Annotated in this window: 20 protein-coding genes; 14 read left to right on the top strand and 6 right to left on the bottom strand. The window is 66.4% G+C overall.

What is annotated here, in order from left to right; translation table 11 throughout:
• The first annotated feature begins 5 nt into the window (after positions 1–5).
• Positions 6–548: an NUDIX hydrolase family protein gene (locus tag EV140_RS11020; RefSeq protein ID WP_130283857.1), complete on the top strand. Its 543-nt coding sequence runs from the start codon at positions 6–8 to the stop codon at positions 546–548.
• Between the two features lie 299 nt (positions 549–847).
• Here the strand turns inward: EV140_RS11020 and EV140_RS11015 are convergent, their stop codons facing one another.
• The 3 genes from EV140_RS11015 to EV140_RS11005 form a co-directional block, all read right to left on the bottom strand.
• A complete protein-coding gene (locus tag EV140_RS11015; RefSeq protein WP_157985647.1) occupies positions 848–1,366 on the bottom strand; it encodes a GNAT family N-acetyltransferase in 519 nt (172 codons plus the stop codon).
• Between the two features lie 70 nt (positions 1,367–1,436).
• Positions 1,437–2,987, bottom strand: a complete 1,551-nt coding sequence (locus tag EV140_RS11010) for a DEAD/DEAH box helicase (protein ID WP_130283853.1) — start codon at positions 2,985–2,987, stop codon at positions 1,437–1,439.
• A gap of 260 nt (positions 2,988–3,247) precedes the next feature.
• Positions 3,248–3,721 carry a hypothetical protein gene (locus EV140_RS11005; protein ID WP_130283851.1) on the bottom strand — a complete coding sequence of 158 codons (474 nt, stop codon included), beginning with the start codon at positions 3,719–3,721 and terminating at the stop codon, positions 3,248–3,250.
• A gap of 35 nt (positions 3,722–3,756) precedes the next feature.
• On the opposite strand from EV140_RS11005, the gene EV140_RS11000 reads away from it, so the two are divergent.
• Positions 3,757–4,317, top strand: coding sequence for a hypothetical protein (locus tag EV140_RS11000; protein WP_130283849.1), 561 nt, complete (start codon positions 3,757–3,759; stop codon positions 4,315–4,317).
• A gap of 10 nt (positions 4,318–4,327) precedes the next feature.
• Positions 4,328–4,630 (top strand): DUF427 domain-containing protein, encoded by a 303-nt coding sequence (locus tag EV140_RS10995; RefSeq protein ID WP_130283847.1) that lies wholly within the window; start codon positions 4,328–4,330, stop codon positions 4,628–4,630.
• Between the two features lie 50 nt (positions 4,631–4,680).
• On the opposite strand, the gene EV140_RS10990 is transcribed toward EV140_RS10995, so the two are convergent.
• A complete protein-coding gene (locus EV140_RS10990; RefSeq protein WP_130283845.1) occupies positions 4,681–5,136 on the bottom strand; it encodes a SprT-like domain-containing protein in 456 nt (151 codons plus the stop codon).
• Between the two features lie 70 nt (positions 5,137–5,206).
• A complete protein-coding gene (locus EV140_RS10985) occupies positions 5,207–5,575 on the bottom strand; it encodes a PQQ-dependent sugar dehydrogenase (RefSeq protein ID WP_130283843.1) in 369 nt (122 codons plus the stop codon).
• Positions 5,576–5,758: 183 nt separating this feature from the next.
• Between EV140_RS10985 and EV140_RS10980 the strand changes: the two genes are divergently transcribed.
• Positions 5,759–6,127, top strand: a complete 369-nt coding sequence (locus EV140_RS10980) for a group I truncated hemoglobin (RefSeq protein WP_130283841.1) — start codon at positions 5,759–5,761, stop codon at positions 6,125–6,127.
• A gap of 12 nt (positions 6,128–6,139) precedes the next feature.
• Here the strand turns inward: EV140_RS10980 and EV140_RS10975 are convergent, their stop codons facing one another.
• On the bottom strand, positions 6,140–6,991 hold the full coding sequence (locus tag EV140_RS10975; protein WP_130283839.1) for a spermidine synthase: 852 nt from the start codon (positions 6,989–6,991) through the stop codon (positions 6,140–6,142).
• 309 nt (positions 6,992–7,300) lie between these two features.
• On the opposite strand from EV140_RS10975, the gene rpoB reads away from it, so the two are divergent.
• The 10 genes from rpoB to EV140_RS10920 all read left to right on the top strand — a co-directional run bounded on the left by rpoB (position 7,301) and on the right by EV140_RS10920 (position 24,125).
• The gene (gene rpoB / locus EV140_RS10970; protein WP_096420483.1) at positions 7,301–10,795 is read left to right on the top strand and encodes a DNA-directed RNA polymerase subunit beta; all 3,495 of its coding nucleotides are present in this window, start codon (positions 7,301–7,303) and stop codon (positions 10,793–10,795) included.
• Positions 10,796–10,840: 45 nt separating this feature from the next.
• A complete protein-coding gene (gene rpoC, locus EV140_RS10965) occupies positions 10,841–14,707 on the top strand; it encodes a DNA-directed RNA polymerase subunit beta' (RefSeq protein WP_130283837.1) in 3,867 nt (1,288 codons plus the stop codon).
• Positions 14,708–14,889: 182 nt separating this feature from the next.
• Positions 14,890–15,309 carry a type II secretion system protein gene (locus EV140_RS10960; protein WP_130283835.1) on the top strand — a complete coding sequence of 140 codons (420 nt, stop codon included), beginning with the start codon at positions 14,890–14,892 and terminating at the stop codon, positions 15,307–15,309.
• A 142-nt stretch (positions 15,310–15,451) separates the two neighbouring features.
• Entirely contained in the window at positions 15,452–17,248 is a 1,797-nt protein-coding gene (locus EV140_RS10955) for a GspE/PulE family protein (protein ID WP_241971418.1), read from the top strand.
• Between the two features lie 43 nt (positions 17,249–17,291).
• Positions 17,292–18,782, top strand: a complete 1,491-nt coding sequence (locus tag EV140_RS10945) for a type IV pilus twitching motility protein PilT (RefSeq protein ID WP_130283833.1) — start codon at positions 17,292–17,294, stop codon at positions 18,780–18,782.
• A gap of 5 nt (positions 18,783–18,787) precedes the next feature.
• Positions 18,788–20,011 carry a type II secretion system F family protein gene (locus EV140_RS10940; RefSeq protein ID WP_198674429.1) on the top strand — a complete coding sequence of 408 codons (1,224 nt, stop codon included), beginning with the start codon at positions 18,788–18,790 and terminating at the stop codon, positions 20,009–20,011.
• 128 nt (positions 20,012–20,139) lie between these two features.
• Positions 20,140–20,559, top strand: coding sequence for a prepilin-type N-terminal cleavage/methylation domain-containing protein (locus EV140_RS13560; RefSeq protein WP_130283829.1), 420 nt, complete (start codon positions 20,140–20,142; stop codon positions 20,557–20,559).
• A 72-nt stretch (positions 20,560–20,631) separates the two neighbouring features.
• A complete protein-coding gene (locus tag EV140_RS10930) occupies positions 20,632–21,039 on the top strand; it encodes a type IV pilus modification PilV family protein (RefSeq protein ID WP_130283827.1) in 408 nt (135 codons plus the stop codon).
• Positions 21,040–21,616: 577 nt separating this feature from the next.
• The gene (locus tag EV140_RS10925; protein WP_130283825.1) at positions 21,617–23,275 is read left to right on the top strand and encodes a bactofilin family protein; all 1,659 of its coding nucleotides are present in this window, start codon (positions 21,617–21,619) and stop codon (positions 23,273–23,275) included.
• Positions 23,265–24,125 (top strand): prepilin peptidase, encoded by an 861-nt coding sequence (locus EV140_RS10920; RefSeq protein WP_130283823.1) that lies wholly within the window; start codon positions 23,265–23,267, stop codon positions 24,123–24,125. Before EV140_RS10925 ends, EV140_RS10920 begins: the two co-directional genes overlap by 11 nt.
• The last annotated feature ends 6 nt before the right edge of the window (positions 24,126–24,131 follow it).

Raw genomic sequence — 24,131 nt, 5'->3', positions numbered from 1 at the left:
GGGGCATGGCTTCGACGCGCACCCCCGACCCGGATTCTGGCTGGCTGTCTGACGAGGAGCTCGCCGAGGTGCGCCGCCGCCTGCCGATTCTCTACGTGGAGGCGGTGCCGGTGCGGCTGGACGGCGTGGGCGTTGTTACCGAGGTGGGAGCGCTGTTGCGGGTCAATCCGGCCGGGTCGATCACGCGCACGCTCGTGTCGGGGCGCGTGATGTACGGCGAGACGTTGCGCGATGCGCTGTACCGTCACCTCGAGAAGGATCTGGGCCCGATGGCCTTCCCGCAGTTGCCCGCGTCGCCGGTGCCGTTCTCTGTGGCGGAGTATTTCCCGTTCCCGTCGCCGACCCGGTTCGACGACGACCGTCAGCACGCGGTTTCGCTCGCGTTCGTCGTGCCCGTGACGGGAACGTGCGACCCCCGCCAGGATGCGCTCGAGCTCACCTGGCTCACCCCCGAGGAGGCGGCCAGCGACCGCGTCTCGAACGAGATGGAGGGCGGACGCGGCGCTCTGCTGCGCACGGCCCTCGCCTCGGTCGGCGTCCTGCCGTAGAGAGTTTCTTTCGCGGCGGACCCGCGGCAACTCACCCGCCCACCCCAGCGACTACTCCGCTGTAGGAACTCCTACACCCGAGTAGCCGAGCGAACCCGTGCGCGGCGCCGCCAACTGTAGGAACTCCTACACGCGAGCATCCGCCCGCGGTCCCGCACGCGGTTGCAAACTGTAGGAACTCCTACAGCGGAGTAGTCGCGGGGACCCCGGCACACATCCCCGCGGATGCACGTAGCGAGCCTGGCCGAAACCCGCCGCGCCCGGCCTTGCCGGCGGCGCTGCCCCGCGTGCACACGGGCTCAGCGCACCATGCGTGAGCAGTGGGTGCCGTCCCACGGTTCGTAGGGGCGGCCAAAACCGTCGAACGCGAAGCCGTGCTTCTCGTAGAAGCGGGCGGCGCGGGTGTTCGCGGTCACGATCCAGAGGTAGGCGGGGCGCTCGCCGAGAACGGCGTCGAGTAGTCGCGCGCCCAGCCCCGACCCCCACGTCGAGCGCCGCGTGTACAGCGAGTCGAGCTTCGTGTCGCGCGGGGCTTCCGCGTCGATCGAGGGTGCGCTGCGGGCGAGCCCCACGAGCTCGCGTGCGCCGGTGATCGGGTCATGCTCCACGGCGACGACCACGACCGAGCCCGGCACGGTCGCATCCGCGTCGCCCGCCGAGAGGTACGACGCCCACTCGGCGCGCGCCGTCTCGATCGTGTTGCACGCCAGAAAGCGCGGGCTCAGCACGCCCTCGTACACCTCGGCGAAGCACTGCAGGTGCAGCCGGGCGATCGCCTCGACGTCGTCAGCGGTAGCGGAACGAATCAGCGGCGGCACCCGAACAATCTAGGTGCCGCCGCTGATCGACGCTGACCGCATGGGCGATCAGAAGAATGGATGCGCGGAACTAGCGTCCGCGACGCTGGCCGCCGCCGTTCTGGCGAACGACCTGACCGACGCGCATCCCGCCGCCGGTGCCGCCCGAGCCCGAGCCTGCGGGGGCCGACGCCCGCCGCGACCCGCCTCGGCGGGCACGCGGGGCCGCCGGCGCCTCAGCGCTGCGGTGCCCCTCCGTGCGGTGCGCGGCCACGTCGGTGCCGCGACCGGTCCCACGCGCGGTGCGCGGAGCATCCTGGGTCGAACGCTGGCGACGCTGGCCGCCCTGCGAACCCTGCCCACCCTGCCCACCGCGGGCGGCCCGCTTGCGCTGCGCGTTCGCGCCGGTCGAGCGTCCTCCGCCCTGGGGCTGCGGACGCAGCACGGCCGGCATGTCGGCGGCCGCGACGCGCGGCGCCACCTCGCCGACGAGCGCCGCAACCGCGGGCGAGTCGGCGTTCACCGCAACGGGCTGAACCTGAATTGACGCCTTGCGCAAGAGGGCCGCGGTGTCGCGACGCTGCTCGGGCAAGACGACGGTGACGACGTCGCCCGAGGCTCCGGCGCGGGCGGTGCGGCCCGAACGGTGCAGGTACGCCTTGTGCTCGGTGGGCGGGTCGACGTGCACGACGAGTTCGATGTCGTCGACGTGCACACCGCGGGCGGCGACGTCGGTCGCGACGAGCACGCGCACGCTTCCGTCGCCGAACGCGGCGAGGTTGCGCTCACGCGCGGCCTGCGACAGGTTGCCCTGCAGGTCGACGGCGGGAATCCCCGCCGCGGTCAGCGTGCGGGCGAGCTTCTTCGCCTGGTGCTTGGTGCGCAAGAACAGGATGCGCCGCCCGGCTCCCGACGCGAGTCGCGTCACGAGCGCCTTCTTCTCGTCGACACCGGCCACGTCGAACACGTGGTGGGTCATGTCGACCACCGGCGAGTGCGCTTCGTCGACTGAGTGCAAGATCGGATCACTCAGGAAGCGCTTCACCAGCTTGTCGACCCCGTTGTCGAGGGTCGCGCTGAACAGCAGGCGCTGACCGTTCGCGGGCGTCGCCGCGAGGATGCGCGTCACACCGGGCAGGAATCCCAGGTCGGCCATGTGGTCGGCCTCATCAAGCACGGTGATCTCGACGTCGGCGAGCGACACGTGGCCCTGCTTCATGAGGTCTTCGAGGCGGCCGGGCGCGGCCACGACGATGTCGACGCCGCGACGCAGGGTCGCCACCTGCGGGTTTTGCGAGACGCCGCCGAAGATCGTCATCGCGGTGAGGCCGTACGCCTTCGCGAGCGGCTCGATCGTGGCGAGAATCTGGCTGGCGAGCTCGCGGGTGGGGGCGAGCACGAGCCCGAGCGGGTGGCCGGCGCGGCGGCGGGCCGCCGTGCGCATGCCGATGCGCGCCACCATCGGAATGGCGAACGCGAGGGTCTTGCCCGAGCCGGTCTTGCCGCGGCCGAGCACGTCGCGCCCGGCGAGAGTGTCGGGCAGCGTGTCGACCTGAATCGGGAACGCGCTCGTCTTGCCCTGCTCGGTGAGGGCTTCGACGAGGGGGTACGGCACGCCGAGCGTGCTGAACGTGGTGGTCATGGAGTGGTGCCTTTCAGGCTTGCGGTGACTCCCGGGCGCACGCGGCCACGGCTGATGTCAGCGGGCTGGATGCACGGCGCACGTCTCAAACGGACGGCTCAGTGAGTCGGGTGGCGACGGCGGCGGTGGCCGCAATCATTTCGCCGTCAGAAAGTGTCGAATCGCTGCGCGCGAGTCAGTGCGCGATGTGCGAGAAGAGGAAGCGTTCTACGACGCGGGCGGCGCCACAACGGGGCCGCCAGTTCCTCAACCCTAGCAGGTCAGGTGTTCCACCCCGGGGCGAGGCGCTTCAGCGCCCGCCCGCGCAGCTGCCAGAACACCCAAAACCCGGCCGTCACGAACGGCGTCAGCACTCCTGCTTTGACGGTCAGGGTGTCGCGAAACCGCGTGCGGCCCCCGTCACCCGGCGCCGCCGAGATCGCCATCTGGTGGTGCCAACTCCGAACGGTGCGCATCGGCCCCGACAGCGGCCCGCCGGTGTCGTGCACCGTGCGCACCCCGGGGGCGACTTCGTCGGAGAGTCGGATCAGTTGCGTGCCCATGGGAAGCACCCCGAGCATCCGCAGTTTCACGCGGTGGTCGCCGCCCGGCCACCGCGACGGGAATCCACCCGGCTCGAGCGACTCGACGGTCGTCCACGGCCCCGACACTGCGCGAAAAACGGCGGGGGAGTGCACGGCCTCCCACGCCGCGTCGGGCGAACAGTCGAGGATGAGATCCAGCGTCACACGCATGGAACCAGTGTGCGGCCCCTCGCTACCATCGGGCTGTGACCCAGCCGCATGACGAGAACCCCGACGCCCAAGAGCGCTACCAGGTGCGCGTCGACGTCGGCCTCGACGGCGCTCGCCGCATCGGCGAGACGGCGCACCTGGTCGTGTGGTGCGACGCGATCGCGACGGAAGACGTGCCGCTGAACGCCCTGCCCCCGCACGTCGAAGTGATCGATGCCCGGCTCGGCGCCGCGTCGGCCATCGCTCAGCGCCTGCTCGAGCTGCAGGCGGCGCGCGGCGAGCGCACGATGGTCGCGGTCGTCGCGGCCGGCGCCCCGATCGAAACCCCCGACGGCTTCCCTGTCGAAGACATCCTGCTCGCCGGTGCCATCGTGGATGCTCTCGGCACGGTCGGCATCGACGCGACGAGCCCCGAGGCGGCCGCGTCCGCCGCCGCGTATTCCGGCCTCCGCGGCGCCGTGGGCCACATGCTCACGGCCTCCGTCGCGGGGCGTCGGCTCGCCGCACACGAGGGCCCGGACGCCGTGCGCGCGGTGCGCGCCCGTCTCGACGAGCAGAGCCTGCACATCCTGCGAGAGTTCAGCATCCCGTCGTAGCGTTCCTCCCATGAAGGCGCACATCAACGGAACCGTTATCGCCGAGGCGTCGAAGGACGACCTCATTCAGATCGAGGGCAACTGGTATTTCCCGCCGTCGAGCGTGAAGAGTGAGCTGCTCGAGGAGTCGCCCACGCCGTACCACTGCCCGTGGAAGGGCGACACCCAGTACTTCACGATCACGGTTGACGGGACGTCGTACCCCGACCGGGCGTGGAGCTACCCGACGCCGATCCCGTCGTCGTTCGATCGTGTCGGCAAGGACTACAGCAACTACGTGGCGTTCTGGAAAGAGGCCACCGTCTCCGAGTAGACGGTCTCCGAGTAGACCGCGCGGCCCCCGCCAACCCGACCCGGCCCGCCCTACACCGCCCGGCGATCCGTCCAGCGGATGACGTTCGCGGGGTGGAACGTGCGCGAGCACTTGCCGCACGCGACGACCGACCGCGGTCGCCGAAACCGCACGAACTCGTGCCCCGCGGGGCAGCGGCCCGCCCAGCGCGCCCGCTCGGCGGCGATCTCGCCCGAGTGGGTGGTGCCGCCGACGTAGCCGAGGTCGGCGGCGATCGCCTTCCACGCCGGGCCGTGGCCTGCGCCGGGGCCCGCGAGCGCGTGGGCCACTTCGTGCAGCAGGGTCTGGTGCACCTCGTCGTCGTCCCACCGGGCGGCGAGGTGCCGCGACACCGAGATGCGTTTCTTGCCGTAGTTGCAGAGGCCGGCGCGCTTGGTGGCGTGGTCGAACGCGAAGCTCCACGAGTCGTCGAGGTGCAGCCGAATCAACGCCTCGGCCCACACCCGCACCCGATCCAGCTCGCTCATGCGCCCGATGGTAGGTCAGAGCGCCGACCCCGCCGGACCGCGACAGCCGTGCCGGGGGAAACCGGGGTGACTACGGCGCTGGGGAGAGCTCGGCGGCCCACAGCTGCCCGTCGCGGTCGAAGGCGAGCCCCTGAGGGTTGCGGTGCCCGAGCGAGAGCACGGGCGATCCGTCGAACGGGTTGTCGGCCGGCACGGTGCCGTCGAGTTCGAGACGCAAGATCTTGCCCGCGAGCGAGTCGACGTCCTGCGAGGCTTCCAGCACCCGCGCGTCGCCCGTCGTCACGGACAGCTTCTCGTCGGGGCCGATCACGATGCGCCCGCCGTTGTGCGTGCGCGCCTTCGGGATGCCCGTGATGACTTCGTGAAGCTCGCCCACCTCCAGCGAGCCCGCCGCTCCGCTGAGCGGTACGACCGACCACGGTGCGTCGAGCCCCGTCATCAGGGTGTCGACGTCGCCGCTCGGCAGCAGGAAGCCCCCGAATTCGCCTCGCGCCGGGCGCGCCCCGGCTGTCTACCAGCCTGCGGGGCCGCCTGAAAGGGGGGTGGGCGGCGTCGGACGTGAGAGCTACTCTCGCCTGAGCGCAGAAAAAGCGACGCGCTTTCGACACGGAAGGAGCAGGTCATGACCCTCTACGACCGGCTGGGAGGCGCTGCGGGCGTCGACGCCGCCGTTCGTGAGCTGTCGGCCCGCATTCGCGTGCACACCCTGCTCGGACCGTTCTTCGACGACCTCGACTACGACCAGATCGTCGAGCACCGCGCCGACTACCTGGTGGCGATCTTCGGCGGGCCGGAAGCGTACGAGGGGCGTGGCATGCGCGAGTCGCACCGCCACCTCGGCCTGCGCGATGAGCACATGGATGCCTTCTTGCACGTCGTGCGCGAGACCCTCACCGACCTCGACGTGTCGCCGCTCGACATTGAGCAGACCGTCGTCGAGCTCGAACGGCTGCGCCCCGTGCTCGTCGTCCCGCAGTCGAGCGCAGACTAGCTGCGCACCCGCCTACCGCGTCGTGAAGACGCTCTTGCTCGGCGGCGGTGACGCCACCGCCGTCTGGTCGCTCACGACCGGGGCGCCGGCAACCCACTTCGTCAGGGCGTCGCCGCCGAGCACCGACGCGGGGTGCGGCCCGCGCGCCAGCAGCCGCGGCAGCCACGCGGTGGGTAGCTCATCGATCCCGGCGGCCATGACGACGTTGCCGAAGCGGCGCGACTTCAGCACCCCCGACTCGGCGAGCGCGACCACGTCCGAGAAGACGTACTGCAGGGTCGCCGCCTGCGAGCGGGCGAAGGCGAGCCCCGGCCCGTCGGCGACGTTGACGCACACGATGCCGTTCGGGGCGAGCAGTGCGCGCACGCTCTCGTAGAACTCGACGCTCGTCACGTGCGCCGGAATGCGGGCGCCGCCGAACACGTCGACGACGACGAGGTCGACCGCGCCAGTCAGGCCCGCGGGCAGCTGCGCAAGGGTCGCGCGCGCATCGCCGTACCGCACCCGGATGCTCGCCCCGCGCGGCAGCGGCAGGTGCTCGCGCACGAAGTCGACGAGGTCGCGCTCGAGCTCGACGACCTGCTGGCGGGAGCCGGGCCGGGTCGCGTGAATGTAGCGGGGGAGCGTCATCGCGCCCGCCCCCAGGTGCAGGGCGGTCATCGGCTGCCCGGGGCCGCCCCACTCATCAATGACGTGCCCAATGCGCTGCACGTACTCGAAGAACAGCCGGCTCGGGTCGTCGAGGTCGACGTGCGACTGCGGGGTGCCGTCGACGACCAGTTGGTACGCGCCCTGCTGCCAGCGGTCCTCGTCGATGCGGGCGAGCATCCCGTTCGACAACCGGGTCTCGATGGGCGCGGACATGCGGACAGCGTGCCACAGACCGGGGGATGCACGGGGCCGATCGCGCGGTTATAGCGCAGCGACCGCAATCGGTCAAGAATCAGACTGGACAGGGCGCGTCGTGCGGGCCTAGTATTGAGGTTTGCGCTCCCCGAACGTCCGAGCCCTCAAATGGTGGTCGGCTTGACGTGCCCCGAGAATAGCGGCGGGGTGGAGCCGGTACCCCCGGTTCCTCGAGGCTTTGACTTGCGCATTCACACCGACCGCACACTGTCGCTGACGACACCGTCACCGACAGCAACGGGCTGTACTGCCCACGGAGGAAGATCCTTGGCTGCTGCGCGCACCACTCGCTCGAACCCCACCCCCAAGAACGGCCGGACCGCATCCCGTCTGTCGTTCGCCAAGATCAGTGACACGCTGACCGTCCCCGACCTGCTGGCCCTGCAGACCGAGAGCTTCGACTGGCTCGTCGGTAACGAGGCGTGGCAGGCCCGCGTCGCGGAGGCAGAAGCCGCCGGCCGCACCGACGTTCCCGGTCGCAGTGGTCTCGAGGAGATCTTCGAAGAGATCTCCCCGATCGAAGACCTCGGCGAGACGATGCAGCTGTCGTTCACGAACCCCTACCTCGAAGAGCAGAAGTACTCGATCGACGAGTGCAAAGAGCGCGGCAAGACCTACGCCGCCCCGCTCTACGTCGAGGCCGAGTTCATGAACCACATGACCGGTGAGATCAAGACCCAAACGGTCTTCATGGGCGACTTCCCGCTCATGACCGAAAAGGGCACGTTCATCATCAACGGCACCGAGCGCGTCGTCGTGTCGCAGCTCGTGCGTTCGCCCGGCGTCTACTTCGAGCGTGCCGCCGACAAGACGAGCGACAAAGACATCTACACGGCCCGCATCATTCCGAGCCGCGGCGCGTGGCTCGAGTTCGAGATCGACAAGCGCGACCAGGTCGGCGTGCGCATCGACCGCAAGCGCAAGCAGTCCGTCACCGTCTTCCTGAAGGCGCTCGGCATGACGACCGACGAGATCCGCGAGGCGTTCGCCGGTGTCGAGTCGATCGAGCAGACCCTTGAGAAGGACACCGTCCTCACCAAGGAAGAGGCGCTGAAGGACATCTACCGCAAGCTCCGTCCGGGCGAGCAGGTTGCCGCCGAGGCCGCGCGTGCGCTGCTCGATAACTTTTACTTCAACCCCAAGCGCTACGACCTGGCGAAGGTGGGTCGCTACAAGATCAACCGCAAGCTCGGTCTTGACGCGCCGCTCAGCGACTCGGTGCTGACCGTCGACGACATTGTCGCGACGATCAAGTACATGGTGTCGCTGCACGAGGGTCGCACCGAGCTGGAGGGTGTGCGCGCCGGCAAGAAGGCGAGCATCCGCCTCGACGTCGACGACATCGACCACTTCGGCAACCGTCGCATCCGCGCCGTGGGCGAGCTGATCCAGAACCAGGTCCGCACGGGCCTGTCGCGCATGGAGCGTGTCGTGCGCGAGCGCATGACGACGCAGGACATCGAGGCGATCACGCCGCAGACCCTGATCAACGTGCGCCCCGTCGTGGCCGCGATCAAGGAGTTCTTCGGCACCTCGCAGCTGTCGCAGTTCATGGACCAGAACAACCCGCTCGCGGGCCTGACCCACAAGCGTCGCCTGTCGGCGCTCGGCCCGGGCGGTCTGTCGCGTGAGCGCGCCGGCGTCGAGGTGCGTGACGTTCACCCGTCGCACTACGGCCGCATGTGCCCGATCGAGACCCCGGAAGGCCCGAACATCGGCCTCATCGGCTCGCTCGCGTCGTTCGCCCGCATCAACGCGTTCGGCTTCATCGAGACGCCGTACCGCCGCGTCATCAAGGGCAAGGTCAGCGACACGATCGACTACCTCACCGCGAGCGAGGAGGACGACTTCATCGTCGCCCAGGCCGGTGCTCCGCTGAAGGCCGACGGCTCGTTCGCCGACGACCGCGTGCTCGTGCGTAAGCCGGGCGGCGAGGTCGAGCTCGTGCCCGCGGACCAGGTCGACTACATGGATGTCTCGCCGCGCCAGATGGTGTCGGTCGCGACCTCGCTCATCCCGTTCCTCGAGCACGACGACGCGAACCGCGCCCTCATGGGTGCGAACATGCAGCGCCAGGCTGTGCCGCTGCTGCGTTCCGAGTCGCCGCTCGTCGGTACCGGCATGGAGAGCTACGCCGCCGTCGACGCCGGTGACGTGATCACCGCCGAAAAGGCCGGTGTCGTCTCCGAGGTGTCGGCCGACCGCGTCGTGCTGCAGCTCGACGAGGGCGGAACGCAGGAGTACTTCCTGCGCAAGTTCGACCGCTCGAACCAGGGCACCAACTACAACCACCGCGTCGTGGTGTCGGCGGGCGACCGCGTCGAGGCCGGCGAGGTCATCGCCGACGGCCCCGCGACCGAGAACGGCGAGCTCGCGCTCGGCAAGAACCTCCTCGTGGCGTTCATGTCGTGGGAGGGCTACAACTTCGAAGACGCGATCATCCTCAGCCAGAACCTGGTAAAGGACGACACCCTCTCCTCGATTCACATCGAGGAGTACGAGGTCGACGCGCGCGACACGAAGCTCGGTAAGGAAGAGATCACTCGCGACCTGCCGAACGTCAGCCCCGAGCTGCTCGCCGACCTCGACGAGCGCGGCATTATCCGCATCGGTGCCGAGGTTCGCCCCGGCGACATCCTCGTCGGCAAGGTCACGCCGAAGGGTGAGACCGAGCTCTCGGCCGAAGAGCGCCTGTTGCGCGCCATCTTCAACGAGAAGAGCCGCGAGGTTCGCGACACGTCGCTGAAGGTTCCGCACGGTGAGCAGGGCACCATCATCGGCGTCAAGGTGTTCGACGCCGAAGACGGTGACGACGAGCTCGGCTCGGGCGTCAACCAGCGCGTTGTCGTCTACATCGCCCAAAAGCGCAAGATCTCGGAGGGTGACAAGCTCTCGGGCCGCCACGGCAACAAGGGCGTCATCTCGAAGATCCTGCCCGTCGAAGACATGCCGTTCCTCGAAGACGGAACCCCGGTCGACATCGTGCTCAACCCGCTCGGTGTTCCTGGCCGCATGAACTTCGGCCAGATCCTCGAGATCCACATGGGCTGGGCGGCATCGCGCGGCTGGAAGATCGAAGGCAACCCCGAGTGGGCGGCCGGAATCCCCGAGGCCGCTCGCGAGGCGGCCCCCGGCACCAAGATCGCCACCCCGGTGTTCGACGGTGCTCGCGAGGACGAGATTGCCGGTCTTCTCGACTCGACCCTGCCCAACCGCGACGGTCAGCGCATGATCGACTCCTCCGGTAAGGCGCGACTGTTCGACGGTCGCTCGGGCGAGCCGTTCCCCGCACCGATCTCGGTCGGCTACATGTACATCCTGAAGCTGCACCACCTCATCGACGACAAGATCCACGCGCGTTCGACGGGTCCGTACTCGATGATCACCCAGCAGCCGCTCGGTGGTAAGGCGCAGTTCGGTGGACAGCGCTTCGGTGAGATGGAGGTCTGGGCCCTCGAGGCGTACGGCGCTGCCTACGCTCTGCAAGAGATCCTGACCATCAAGTCCGACGACATCCTCGGCCGCGTCAAGGTGTACGAGTCGATCGTCAAGGGCGAGAACATCCAGGAGCCGGGTATCCCCGAGAGCTTCAAGGTTCTGATTAAAGAGATGCAGTCGCTCTGCCTGAACGTCGAGGTGCTCTCGGCCGACGGCACCGCGCTGAGCCTGAAGGACACGGATGACGAGGTCTACCGTGCCGCCGAAGAGCTCGGCATCAACATCTCCAGCCGCTTCGAGTCGTCGTCGATCGACGAGATCTAAGCGACCCCACGAGTACTCACAGACTGTTACGAGAGAGAAGAACCTGTGCTCGACGCAACTACTTTCGACTACCTGCAGATCGGTTTGGCGACCGCCGACGACATCCGCAAATGGTCGTACGGCGAGGTCAAGAAGCCGGAGACCATCAACTACCGCACCCTGAAGCCCGAAAAGGACGGCCTGTTCGGCGAGCAGATCTTCGGGCCCTCGCGCGACTGGGAGTGCTCCTGCGGTAAGTACAAGCGCGTTCGCTTCAAGGGCATCGTGTGTGAGCGATGCGGCGTGGAGGTCACCAAGTCGGCCGTCCGCCGTGAGCGCATGGGCCACATCGAGCTGGCGGCCCCGGTCACGCACATCTGGTACTTCAAGGGTGTGCCCAGCCGTCTCGGCTACCTGCTCGACATGGCGCCGAAAGACCTCGAGAAGGTCATTTACTTCGCCGCCTACATGGTGATCTCGATCGACGAGGAGGGGCGTCACTCCGACCTGCCCGGCCTCGAGAACGAGATGCGTCTCGAGATTCAGACGCTCGAGAAGCAGCGGGACGCGGGCATCGCCAAGCGCCTCGAGCAGCTCGAGGGCGAACTGGCCGCGCTTGAGGCCGAAGGTGCCAAGGCTGACCAGAAGCGCAAGACGAAGGACGCCGGCGAGAAGGAAATGGCGCAGCTGCGCAAGTCCTTCGACGAGCAGATCTCGCAGCTCGAGCGTGTGTGGGAAGACTTCCGCACCCTGAAGGTCGGCGACCTGAAGCCCGAAGACGCCGTCTTCCAGGAGCTGCAGGACCGCTACGGCCTGTACTTCGAGGCGCACATGGGCGCCGAGGCGATCAAGCGTCGCCTCGAGACCTTCGACCTCGCGGCCGAAAGCGAGCTGCTCCACGAGCAGATCGCTGGCGGCAAGGGCCAGAAGAAGATCCGCGCCATCAAGCGACTGAAGGTCGTCAACTCGTTCCTGCAGACCGGCACCTCGCCGGCCGCCATGGTGCTGGAAGCCGTTCCGGTCATCCCGCCGGAGCTGCGCCCCATGGTGCAGCTCGACGGTGGCCGCTTCGCCACCAGCGACCTGAACGACCTGTACCGCCGTGTGATCAACCGCAACAACCGTCTGCGTCGTCTGCTCGACCTCGGGGCTCCCGAGATCATCGTGAACAACGAGAAGCGCATGCTGCAGGAGGCCGTTGACGCGCTGTTTGACAACGGTCGTCGTGGTCGCCCGGTCACCGGTACCGGCAACCGCGCCCTGAAGTCGCTGAGCGACATGCTGAAGGGTAAGCAGGGTCGGTTCCGCCAGAACTTGCTCGGCAAGCGCGTCGACTACTCGGGCCGTTCGGTCATCGTCGTCGGCCCCCAGCTGAAGCTGCACCAGTGTGGTCTGCCGAAGATCATGGCGCTCGAGCTGTTCAAGCCGTTCGTCATCAAGCGGCTGATCGACCTGGGCCACGCCCAGAACATCAAGAGCGCCAAGCGCATGGTCGAGCGGTCGCGCCCGCAGGTGTGGGACGTGCTCGAAGAGATCATCCGCGAGCGCCCCGTCATGCTGAACCGTGCGCCCACCCTGCACCGTCTCGGCATTCAGGCGTTCGAGCCGCAGCTCGTCGAGGGCAAGGCCATCCAGCTTCACCCGCTCGTGTGTGCGGCGTTCAACGCCGACTTCGACGGTGACCAGATGGCCGTGCACCTTCCGCTGTCGGTCGAGGCTCAGGCCGAGGCGCGCATCCTCATGCTCGCGTCGAACAACATCCTGAAGCCGTCCGACGGCCGCCCGGTGACGGTTCCGACGCAGGACATGATCATCGGTCTGCACCACCTCACGACCGTTCGTGAGGGTGCCGCCGGCGAGGGTCGCGCGTTCACGAACACGTCCGAGGCGATCATGGCCATGGATTCGGGCGCGCTCGACCTGAACGCGACCGTGCGCATCCGTCTGACCGGCGAGAAGTACAACGGCCGCGAGCTGAAGGAGACGACCCTCGGTCGTGCCCTCTTCAACGACCTGCTGCCGGAAGACTTCCCGTTCATCGACCGGGTTGCCGACAAGGGCACGATCTCGCAGATCGTGAACGACCTTGCCGAGCGCTACCCGAAGACGATCGTCGCCGCGACGCTCGACAAGATGAAGGACGCCGGCTTCTACTGGGCCACGCGCTCCGGTGTCACCGTCGCCCTCAGCGACGTCGTGACGCCGCCGAAGAAGAAGGAGATCGTCGCCGAGTACGAGAAGAAGGCGGCGAAAATCCAGGCGCAGTTCGACAAGGGCCTGACCACCGACGACGAGCGCCGCCGCGAACTGGTTGCGCTCTGGAGCGAGGGCACCAAGGCCGTCAACGAGGCCATGCGCGAGAACATCCCGACCGACAACACCATCAACCGCATGGTCACCTCTGGTGCCCGCGGTAACTGGCTACAGGTGGGAAACATCGCCGGTATGCGAGGGCTTGTGTCGAACCCGCGCGGTGAGATCATCGCCCGCCCGATCATCAACTCGTACCGCGAGGGCCTGTCGGTCGCCGAGTACTTCATCGCCACCCACGGTGCGCGTAAGGGTCTCGCCGACACGGCTCTGCGTACGGCCGACTCGGGCTACTTGACGCGTCGACTGGTCGACGTGGCGCAAGACGTCATCATCCGCGAAGACGACTGTGGCACCTCGAAGGGTCTCGACTTCGAGATCGCGCACGAGGTCGACGGTCAGTGGGTGCGCGACGACAACGTCGAGAACCTGGTGTTCGCTCGCACGCTCGCCGCTGACGCGGTGGATGCGAAGGGCACCGTAGTCGCGGAGGCCGGCGTTGACGTCGGCGACGTGCTCATCACCGAGCTCGTCACCGCGGGCGTCGGCTCGATCAAGGTCCGTTCGGTGCTGACGTGCGAGAGCGCCGTCGGCGTGTGCGCGGCCTGCTACGGCCGTTCGCTCGCAACCGGTCAGCGCGTCGACCTCGGCGAGGCCGTCGGCATCATCGCGGCGCAGTCGATCGGTGAGCCCGGAACCCAGCTGACGATGCGTACCTTCCACACGGGCGGTTCGGCGTCGGCCGACGACATCACGCAGGGTCTGCCCCGCGTGACCGAGCTGTTCGAGGCCCGCACCCCGAAGGGTGCGAGCCCGATCGCCGAGAGCGCCGGTCGCATCACGATCGACGACTCGGAGGCGCAGCGCCGCATCATCCTCACGCCCGACAACGGCGACGAGGAGGTCGTGTACCCGGTCACGAAGCGCGCCGCCCTCCTCGTCGAGGACGGTCAGCACGTCGAGCTCGGCCAGCAGCTGCTGGAAGGCCCGGTCGACCCGAAGGAGGTGCTGCGCGTCAAGGGCGTGCGCGCCGTGCAGCAGCACCTCGTCGAGGGCGTGCAGGGCGTCTACCGTTCGCAGGGTGTGCCGATTCACGACAAGCACATCGAGGTCATCGTTCGCCAGATGCTGCGCAAGGTCACCGTGGTCGACCACGGCGAGACCGAGCTGCTGCCGGGTGAGCTCGTCGACCGCTCGCGGTACAACTCGTTGAACCGCGAGGCGCTGTCGGAGGGCAAGAAGACCGCGTCGGCTCGTCAGGAGGTCATGGGTATCACCAAGGCCTCACTCGCGACCGAGTCGTGGCTGTCGGCCGCATCCTTCCAGGAGACGACCCGCGTGCTCACGCAGGCCGCCATGGAGGGCAAGCGCGACCCGCTGCTCGGCCTGAAGGAGAACGTGATCATCGGAAAGCTGATCCCGGCCGGTACCGGCCTGTCGGCCTACCGCAATGTGTCGGTCGACGCGACGGAGGAGGCGAAGGCGGAGCGCTACCCGAACCGCATCTTCGCCGACGACTCGTCGTTCAGCGAGGCTGACCTGTCGTTCGTCGACTTCGACTCGTTCTCGAGCGACGAGTTCACGGGCGGTTCGAACAACACTTCGGGCGGCACCTACAGCTAACCCGCAGTCGTTCCACCTCGGCGGCCCCGGCCCTGCTTCTGGCAGGCCGGGGCCGTTGGCGTTGCCGCGCTCGGGTGGGCGTGACTGTTCTGCCCCGCAGAGTGGGGGCGCGCGAACGGGGGACTGCCTCGCGTGCCCGGCGCCGCGTACCGTGGGGCCGACTGTTGACGAAAGACTTCGCCATGCTCGCGCACGACACCGGCACCACCGCGCCTGAAGCGCGCCGCGATGCCGGCTTTACGCTGATCGAGCTGCTGGTGGTCGTCATCATCATCGGGATCCTCGCGGCGATCGCGATCCCCGCGTTCCTGGGTCAGCGCGATCAGGCACTGGGTGCCTCCGTCGCCTCCGCCGTCGCTAACGCGCGTATCGGGCTGGTCGCCGAGATGGCCGACGGATCGTGGCCCGACGAGGCAACGCGAAACGCCGTCTTGGCGGCACACGGCGACCCCGACATCGACCTGACCCTCTTCGGCAACGAGAACCGATTCTGTATTCAGGGTGATCACGCACAGTTGTCGCGCACATGGGCGGCGGACGACCGCGAGGGCGTTGTCGTTGAGGCGACGTGCGATCCCGGCGGCACGATCATCCGTAGCTAGCTGCAACGCGTGTGACTAGTGTGACTCATGGGGTTACCCCCTTTTGCGGGGGTATGCCGCTGTAGAGGCGTGTCGTAGCCTCAAGCGGGGGGCGTCATGTGCCATGTCGTCTCGTCGTCCGCGCATGACCTGGGGGGTAACAGTGCCATCGTTGACCGAGGTGCTCATCATCCGCGGCATCATGCCCATCGAGACCATCGATGTGATGGACAGTGACCCGGCCGCCGAAGACCAGGTCATCCAGTCCTTCCTCGAGTCGGGCCGCCTGACGAAGAGCCAGATCGCGTCGGCTCGCGCCGAGGTGATGGGTCTGTCGTTCATCGATCTGTCGGAGTATCCGATCGACCGCTCGGCGGTCGCGCTCGTCCCGGCCGCGATGTGTCGCCGGCACCGCGTGCTTCCCATTCACCAGCAGGGCGAAATGCTGACGCTCGCGATGGTGAACCCCGACGACGTGTTCGCGCTCGACGACGTGCGCGCATCCACGCACATGCGCATCGTGCCCGTGGTTGCGGAGCACGACGACCTGATGCAGGCGATCGAGAAGTTTCACCGTGCGGACAGCGAGATCGGTGAGCTCACCAACGTTCTCGAAGAAGAGAACAAGAGCGAAGACCTCGCCCTGGTCAATTCCCGCGAGGCCGACCCCGACGACGCTCCGATCGTTCGCTTCGTGAACCTCATCATCGGCCAGGCCATTCAGGACAGCGCCTCCGATATTCACATTGAGCCGGGCGAGCGCGAGATGCGCGTGCGCTACCGCATCGACGGTGTGCTGCACGAGATGCAGTCGGCGCCGCGCAACGTCACGAATGGCGTGATCTCGCGCCTGAAGATCATGAGCGACATCGATATCGCCGAGCGCCGCAAGCCGCAGGACGGCCGCATGTCGGTCAGCCACGGTGGTCGCCAGATCGACCTCCGCGTTGCGACACTGCCGACCGTGTATGGCGAAAAAGTCGTGATGCGTATTCTCGACAACAACGCCACGCGCATGGGCATGGACCAGCTGGCGCTACTCGACCACAACCTCGAGATGTTCAAGCAGTCGTACACGAAGCCGTACGGCATGATCCTCGTCACCGGCCCGACGGGGTCGGGTAAGTCGACCACTCTCTACACGACCCTGCACGCCGTCGCCCGGCCCGAGATCAACGTCATCACGGTCGAAGACCCGGTTGAGTACCGCATGGAGGGCATCAACCAGGTGCAGGTCAACGTCAAAGCAGGGCTCACGTTCGCCAGTGCGCTGCGCTCGATCCTGCGTTCTGACCCCGACGTGGTGCTGCTCGGTGAGATCCGTGACAAAGAGACGGCCCAGATCGCCGTCGAGGCGTCGCTCACTGGTCACCTCGTGCTGTCGACCCTGCACACGAACGACGCGCCCAGCGCGATCACCCGTTTGACAGAGATGGACATCGAGCCGTTCCTCGTCGGCTCGGCACTCGACTGCGTGGTCGCTCAGCGTCTCGCGCGACGGCTGTGCGACCGCTGCAAAGAGCAGTACCAGGGCGACCCGGGCATGGACATCACTCAGGGGCTCTCGGTGGCGGGAGACGCGGGCGCACCGGCCGCTCCGTCTGGAGCCCATTCGGCACCGGCCGATGCCCCCTCCGCCTTCCCGACGAGCCTGGCTACAGCACCGCCTCCGGGCATCACGCCGTCCACGTCGACGGAGGTCAGCCTCGGCGGGCCGACGCTGTGGCGTCCGGTGGGGTGCTCGGCGTGTTCAGGCACCGGCTACCGCGGCCGCATCGCGCTGCACGAGGTGATGGTGGTCACGGAAGAGATTGAGCGTTTGGCGGTGGCCCGTGCATCCAGTACGGAGATTGCGCGCGTCGCGCGCTCGCAGGGCATGCGCACCCTGCGCGAAGACGGCTGGCAGAAGGCGCTTCTTGGCCTGACGTCGGTCGAGGAAATCTTGCGAGTGGTGGCATGAGCGTGCTTATGCTGGCCACGCGCTGCGGTGAAAAGGGGACCCGATGACCGACCGACCCGTACACGATCTCGGAAACGCGGGCGGCTGGTCGCTGTCCGGCGGTTCCACCCCGCCGCCGCCGAGCGCGAGCCCGCTGTCGGCTCCGCCGCCCGACTCCGGCGCGCCGCTGTCGGCGCCCCCGCCCGCGACGGGTGCCCCGCTGCAGGCCCCGCCCCCGGCGACGAGTGCGCCTCCTCCCGCGGCTGCGCCCGTGGTGGCCCCTCCGCCTGCAACCGAGGCCCCGTTCCAGGCTCCGCCGCCCGCGGGTGACGCCCCGCTCACTCGCCCCCGCGAGCGCGCGCCGATCATGCCCGACGTCGCGGTCGAGCACATTCCGTCTGCCGCGTCTGCCGTCACGGCGAAGGGTGACCCTGAACTAATTCGTGTGCTGCAGGAACTGCTCGAGCTGGGCGGTTCCGACGTGCACATCTCGAAGAACGCGCCGCCCATGATCCGCGTCGACGGAAGCCTGCGCAACGCGCAGTCGCACACGGGCGGCATCTGGGACGGCACCCGCGTGACGAAGGCGCTGTACTCGATCATTACGCCGTCGCAGCTGGCGCAGTTCGAAGAGAAGCACGAGCTCGACTTCGCCTACACGCTGAGCGAGGATGCGCGGTTCCGCGTCAACTTCTATCGTCAGCGCGGCTCGGTCGGTGCCGCCTTCCGTATCATCCCGACCGAAATCAAGACGCTGAAGGCGCTCGGTGTGCCCGACACGGTCGGTCGATTCTCGACGCTGCCCCGCGGCCTGGTGCTGGTCACGGGCCCGACGGGTTCGGGTAAGTCGACCACGCTGGCCGCGCTCATCGACATGGTGAATGAGAACCGTGCCGACCACATCATGACCGTCGAAGACCCCATCGAGTTCATTCACAAGAACAAGAAGGCGCTCGTCAACCAGCGCGAGGTGGGCGGCGATACGCATTCGTTCCAGAACGCGCTCAAGCACGTGCTGCGTCAAGACCCCGACGTCATTCTGATCGGTGAGCTTCGTGACCTCGAGACGATTTCGACCGCGTTGACCGCGGCCGAGACAGGGCACCTCGTCTTCGCCACCCTGCACACGCAGGACGCCGGCCAGACGATCGACCGTGTCATCGACGTCTTCCCGCCGCACCAGCAGGGGCAGGTGCGTCAACAGTTGGCGGCCACCCTGCAGGGCGTCGTCTGTCAGACGCTGGTGAAAAAGACGAACGGTCGCGGCCGTGTGGTCGCCACCGAAGTGCTCGTGGCGACGCCCGCGATCAACAACCTCATCCGCGAGGGCAAGACCTACCAGATCGGTTCGGCGATGCAGGCCGGCCGTGGAATGGGAATGCACACGATGGACCAGCACCTCGCCGAGCTCGTCAACGCCGGTCAGATCACGTCGACGGCCGCTCATGAGAAGGCCCATGACCACGAGACGCTGAGTCGCCTCATCACCCGCGAAGACGGAGCAACCTTCGCCGCCGCGATGGACTTCGGCGATGTGCACTCGGTGGCAGGCTGATCGACATGGCGACCGCACTCACTTTCACCTACCGAGGCAAAGACGCGACCGGCAAGAAGGTCACCGGCGTCATGGACGGCCCGTCAGAGGCCATCGTCAGCGCCAAGTTGCGCGCGCAGGGCGTGACTCCAGAATCGGTGCGTCAGGCCGGCACGGGGTTGAATGCCGAGATCAACCTCGGGGGCCTATTCAAGAAGAAGGTCGGCCTCAAAGACCTCGCGGTGATGAGTCGGCAGCTGGCGACGATGATTTCGTCGGGACTGGCTCTGCTGAAGGCGCTGACGATCCTCTCCGAGCAGAGTGAGAATGAGCTGCTGAGAGAAACGTTGGATCAGGTTCGCAAAGACGTCGAGCAGGGCCTGTCGCTCTCCGAGGCCATCGCCAAGCACGACACGATCTTCCCGCCGTTGTTCATCAACCTGGTTCGCGCCGGCGAGACCGGCGGCTTCCTCGAAAGCTCGTTGCAGTCAGTAGCTGAGAACTACGAGAAGGAGGTCAAGCTGCGCGGCACTATCAAGTCGGCGCTGACCTACCCGATTGTGGTGCTCATCATGGCGATTCTGGGTGTGATCGGCATGATCGTGTTTATCGTGCCAGTCTTCAAGAACATGTTCGAGGGCCTAGGCGGTTCGCTGCCGGCGCCCACCCAGTTCCTTGTCATCCTGTCCGAGAGCGCGATCTACTGGCTACCGACCCTGATCGTGTCACTCGTTGCCTTTAGCGTGTGGTGGGGCCGAAACAAGCATCAACCACGCGTCCGAGAAGTCGTTGATCCTCTGAAGCTCAAAATGCCCGTCTTTGGTCAACTGATAACCAAGATTGCCATTGCACGATTTACCCGCAACTTCGGCACGATGATGAGATCGGGCGTGCCAATCTTGCAGGCTCTGTCGATTGTCGGCGCAACGTCGGGAAACTACGTCATCGAAAAGGCGCTGGTAAATGTTCAGGAATCCGTGCGCCAAGGCCGGTCGATCGCTGCTCCCCTTGCCGACGAGCCGATCTTCCCACAGATGGTCACGCAAATGATTTCTGTGGGCGAAGACTCGGGTTCGCTTGAGACCATGCTCGCAAAAGTCAGTGACTTTTACGATGCTGAAGTTGAATCGACGACTGAACAGCTTACCGCTCTTATTGAACCCCTAATGATTGCCTTCATGGGTGTGTTGTTGGGCGGCATGATCTTGGCGCTTTACTTGCCTGTCTTCAACATCTTCACGCTCATTTAGGCAGACCCCCCCCGTTCTGGGGCGTGACGCTTTCGCCGCGGGTTGAGAGAGTTCCTGTAGGGGGCCTGTTTTCATCATTGGGGGGCCACCTGTCAATCAAGAATCACGAACAGGATTGGAAAACCATCATGCTCAAGCTTCACGACATCCAGGCCGCGGCCCGGGCTCGTCGCGAGGAGGAGGGCGAGAAGGGCTTCACGCTCATCGAACTCCTCGTCGTCGTCATCATCATCGGCATTCTCGCAGCGATCGCCATCCCGATCTTCCTTGGCCAGCAGCAGCAAGCCCGAATGAGTGCAGTAGAGTCCGCGCTGACCAACGCCAAGACAGAGGTCGTCGCGGCCTTGGTCGGCTCGCCCAACGGCACGCTAGATGCCGCGCTCGTCGGGCCGATCCTGACCTCCTATTCTGTCGATGGGGTCCAGTTGACGGCTCCGACGGTCTCGGGCACCGCATTCTGTCTGCAGGGAACCCACACGGCAGTTACCGGCGAGACGCGTTCCGTTACTGACACCGGCGGCGTTCAGACCACGGCCTGCGCTCCGTAGTCGAACAGCGGTGGGGCGTTGCTCATCTTGAATTGAGCAACGCCCCATTCCGTTCGGAGGATAGAATTGCAAATGCGAAATAGTGATGATGCGGGATTCGGCCTCGTTGAGGTTGTCATTTCCATGTTTCTTTTGACTTTGCTTGCAGTAGCATTTCTTCCTCTGCTCATCGAGTCGCTGCGCATCACGGTCAGGAATGCAACAATTGCAACGGCTACCCAAGTTCTGAGCGAGCAACTCGATTCGCTTCAGGTCGTCGACCGAACATGTGCCGCCTACGCAAGCTGGGCGAGCCAGACCATCACGGCCATCACGGACGACCGTCAGTCCAGCTATCAGGCGAGTCGAACGGTATCCGGGTGCACGCCGGCAACGACATTTCCCAGCACCGTCACCGTCACCGTTTCGGTCGCCGTCACGCCTGACACCGCGGTCCGCGTGGAGGCGACAACGCTCGCGATCGTGGAAAGTGCCAACTGATGGACGGCTTACGGACGCGGCTGGAACGAGCCCGAAGTGACGCTGGGATCACTCTCGCTGAGCTCTTGATCTACAGCTTCTTGGCCATCATCGTCTTGACTCTTGTCGGCCAATTCTTAATCAACTCCCTTCGAGTGGACGCGCAGGTCCGCGATGGCGCGGCCGCTGCGAGCAACGCCCAGGTCGCTGCGGCATCGATAGGCCAAGGCATCCGAAATGCCAGCGCCGTCGACCTCACAGAGCCCGAACCAGGACTATTGGTGTTGCGCACTCGCTCGATCGGTGGCGGTGATGAAAGTGCCTGGTTTTGCCAAGCCTGGGCCATCCAGAACGGCGACCTCCGGTGGACAATCAGCCCGGACTCCATTCCGATTAGTGCGGAAGTCATCGCGAGCTGGACGCTCATCGTAGACAGCGTTCAGCCTGCGACCGGGAAGCCGTTCTTCTCAGTCAACCCTGCTGATCGCGCGGTCGATTTCGCGTTCACTATCGCGAATGGTGACGGTGCACCCATACTTATCGACACTACCGCGGTGTCTCGCCAACCCATACCTGCTACCGGAAGGGTCTCACTCCCATGCTTCGGTTCGTAAAGAACAGCAGAAACGATGATTCGGGTAGCGCCCTGATCGCCGTTATATCTCTCGCCGCGGTCACTGCTGTTATCGCCATCACCGTCGGTGTCGCAACCGTGAACAGCCTGCAGTTCACAAACAGCACGGCCGGCTCGGTCGAGGCGCGGGCCGCGGCGGATGCCGGTGTCGTCGTTGCGGAGCTGGCTCTCCGCGCAGAGGGTTGTGACGCCGAAGACGGTGTGTTCGAGTCGTCAGGAAACCCCGCCTACAGAGTGACAACCAGTTACGACGCTGGCGCGGGCTGGGTGGAAGGGTGTCCGCCTGCCGAGGCTACCCAGGTGAGATTCGTGTCCGAAGGGTTCGCCCAACGGCCCATCTTTGGCGCCGGTAGCAGCGTTGCCGACGTGACTGTTGAGGCGGTCTACCAGTACATCCCCGAGTACGTCAGCATCCCATCGGTCGACCCGGCAATCTATGCCTACTCGATCGAGGGTGAGATCAAGAACTTCGTTCTCGACTCGGCGGAAAACGTGGCGGCTGACATTCAGATCAAGGAGGGCAACCTTCTCTGTCAGAACGCTGCTCGAATCGCCGGCGACGTCATCCTCGCCAATGGCTTCGCCAACCTCACCAACTGCAATGTTTCGGGAACCGTTTACGCCTCGCAGCACGTTCACGTCAGCGGGAACGGGACGCGCGTTCAGGGTGATGTCATTGCCGCCGGTGGAGACCCCGCCACGGGCACCCGCAACGCCAACACGGCGCGGGTCGCATCCGGTGCAATCGTCAACGGGAGCGTGTTCGCCGGCGGCAACACCCGCATCCTCGCGTCGAGCGGTGCGCGCGTCGATGGCAACGTCACGGCTGCGCGAAACACGAGTACGGTGCTCGAAGTCGCCAACAACGCGGAGGTGCGCGGCAACGTACTTTCTTCTGGCACTCTCGACATCAAGGGGACCGTCAACGGAACTCGCTCTAGCGCCGTCACGTCGCTTCAGCTTCCGCCCGCGCCTGACGTGCCCAACTGGGTCGACATTCCCTACACGAGCTTTGCCGGCTCGACGTGGCAGTCCGAGGGCTACACCGAGGTCTTGTGGTCGGGGCCGTGCGTCGTCGACGGCAGCCACCCGTTCTGGCCCACGCTGTCCACGCGCACCTCGAGCACTGTCGTGAACGCCCTGAGCTGTGGCGCAAGCGGCATTGAGCTGCGTAACAACATCGGTTCACCGCTGTCGCTGCAAGCGGACATCGCGATCATCGCGAACCAGTTCAAGCTCGACAAGTTCCGCGCCGAGCCGAACCCCTCGACGGCGCAGCGCAAGATCTACTTGATCGTTCCCGACAACGTCGTGAGCGCCACCAACCCGAGGCCGGACTGCGGTGCAGGGCAAGGTGACATCCTCCTGACGAGCGAGTCTGACTTCCGCCCAGGCATCTCTGGCTTCCTCTACACGCCGTGCAAGATCCAGAGTAACCGTGACGGCTTCCGCGGACAGTTCTACGGCGGGCAGGTCGAATTCAACCAGCAGGCGAAGCTGACATTCGTGCCGACGTCCCCGCCCGGAATCGACCTCTCGGGCGGGACAACGAACGAGCAGGTCCTCGTCGGCGCGTACCTCGGCGACCGGATCAGCATCCGCGAGTTGTCGAGTGGCGGGTGAGCTTAGCGTCGTCCTGATCGCCGCCGCCGCGATCGTCGGCGCGCTCATCGGATCCTTCCTCAACGTGGTCATCCACCGCGTCCCGGCAGGGCAATCCGTCGTGCACCCGCCGAGCGCGTGCCCGGTGTGCGCGACGCGCATTCGGCCGGCCGACAACATCCCGATCGTGTCGTGGTTGATTTTGCGCGGCCGATGCCGGTCATGCTCAGCACCGATCTCCGCGCGGTATCCGCTCGTGGAATTCGGCACAGCTGTCGCCTTCGCGGGGGCGGCCGCCTGGATGCTCAGCTCACTCAGCCCCGTCGCAACCGTCACCGAGGCCGCGGGTGGGCTGGGAACCCTCGTCGCCGTTCTGCTCGTCATCGCCTACCTGTGGCTGGTTGCGACCAGCATCGCGCTTACCGCAATCGATCTTGAAACCCACCGACTGCCGAACGCGATCGTGTTGCCGGGCTATGCCGTCGTCGCCCTCGGCCTGGGTCTGCCCGCCATGTTGGCCGGAGACATTCAGCGCCTCGGCGTAATGGCTGCCGGCGCCGGAATCCTCTTCGCGCTCTACTTCGTGCTCTGGTTCGCGTGGCCGGGCGGCATGGGAATGGGCGACGTCAAACTCTCTGGGGTGCTCGGCGCATTCTTGGGCTTCTCGGGCTGGGCGGCTCTCGCGGTTGGAGCCTTCGCGCCCTTCCTGCTCGGCGGTGCGCTGAGTCTCATTCTTCTTCTTGCGCGACGCGCGACGCGGAAGTCAGGGATTCCTTTCGGCCCCTGGATGATCGTGGGTACGTGGGTGGGGTTGGTCGCGGGCCTTCCGCTCGCCACCGCATACCTGGCACTGTTCGGCATAGCAATCTAATGAGGG

The organism is Microcella alkaliphila, from assembly GCF_004216855.1.
GTDB classification, from domain to species: Bacteria; Actinomycetota; Actinomycetes; order Actinomycetales; family Microbacteriaceae; genus Microcella; species Microcella alkaliphila.
This window is presented reverse-complemented; position numbering and strand designations above follow the sequence as displayed.

Coding starts and splice junctions, on each gene's coding strand:
- EV140_RS11020 (WP_130283857.1), top strand. CDS start 6: ATGGCTTCGACGCGCACCCCCGACCCGGATTCTGGCTGGCTGTCTGAC.
- EV140_RS11010 (WP_130283853.1), bottom strand. CDS start 2,987: ATGACCACCACGTTCAGCACGCTCGGCGTGCCGTACCCCCTCGTCGAA.
- EV140_RS11005 (WP_130283851.1), bottom strand. CDS start 3,721: ATGCGTGTGACGCTGGATCTCATCCTCGACTGTTCGCCCGACGCGGCG.
- EV140_RS10995 (WP_130283847.1), top strand. CDS start 4,328: ATGAAGGCGCACATCAACGGAACCGTTATCGCCGAGGCGTCGAAGGAC.
- EV140_RS10990 (WP_130283845.1), bottom strand. CDS start 5,136: ATGAGCGAGCTGGATCGGGTGCGGGTGTGGGCCGAGGCGTTGATTCGG.
- EV140_RS10985 (WP_130283843.1), bottom strand. CDS start 5,575: ATGACGGGGCTCGACGCACCGTGGTCGGTCGTACCGCTCAGCGGAGCG.
- EV140_RS10980 (WP_130283841.1), top strand. CDS start 5,759: ATGACCCTCTACGACCGGCTGGGAGGCGCTGCGGGCGTCGACGCCGCC.
- EV140_RS10975 (WP_130283839.1), bottom strand. CDS start 6,991: ATGTCCGCGCCCATCGAGACCCGGTTGTCGAACGGGATGCTCGCCCGC.
- EV140_RS10960 (WP_130283835.1), top strand. CDS start 14,890: ATGCTCGCGCACGACACCGGCACCACCGCGCCTGAAGCGCGCCGCGAT.
- EV140_RS10945 (WP_130283833.1), top strand. CDS start 17,292: ATGACCGACCGACCCGTACACGATCTCGGAAACGCGGGCGGCTGGTCG.
- EV140_RS10940 (WP_198674429.1), top strand. CDS start 18,788: ATGGCGACCGCACTCACTTTCACCTACCGAGGCAAAGACGCGACCGGC.
- EV140_RS13560 (WP_130283829.1), top strand. CDS start 20,140: ATGCTCAAGCTTCACGACATCCAGGCCGCGGCCCGGGCTCGTCGCGAG.
- EV140_RS10930 (WP_130283827.1), top strand. CDS start 20,632: ATGCGAAATAGTGATGATGCGGGATTCGGCCTCGTTGAGGTTGTCATT.
- EV140_RS10925 (WP_130283825.1), top strand. CDS start 21,617: ATGCTTCGGTTCGTAAAGAACAGCAGAAACGATGATTCGGGTAGCGCC.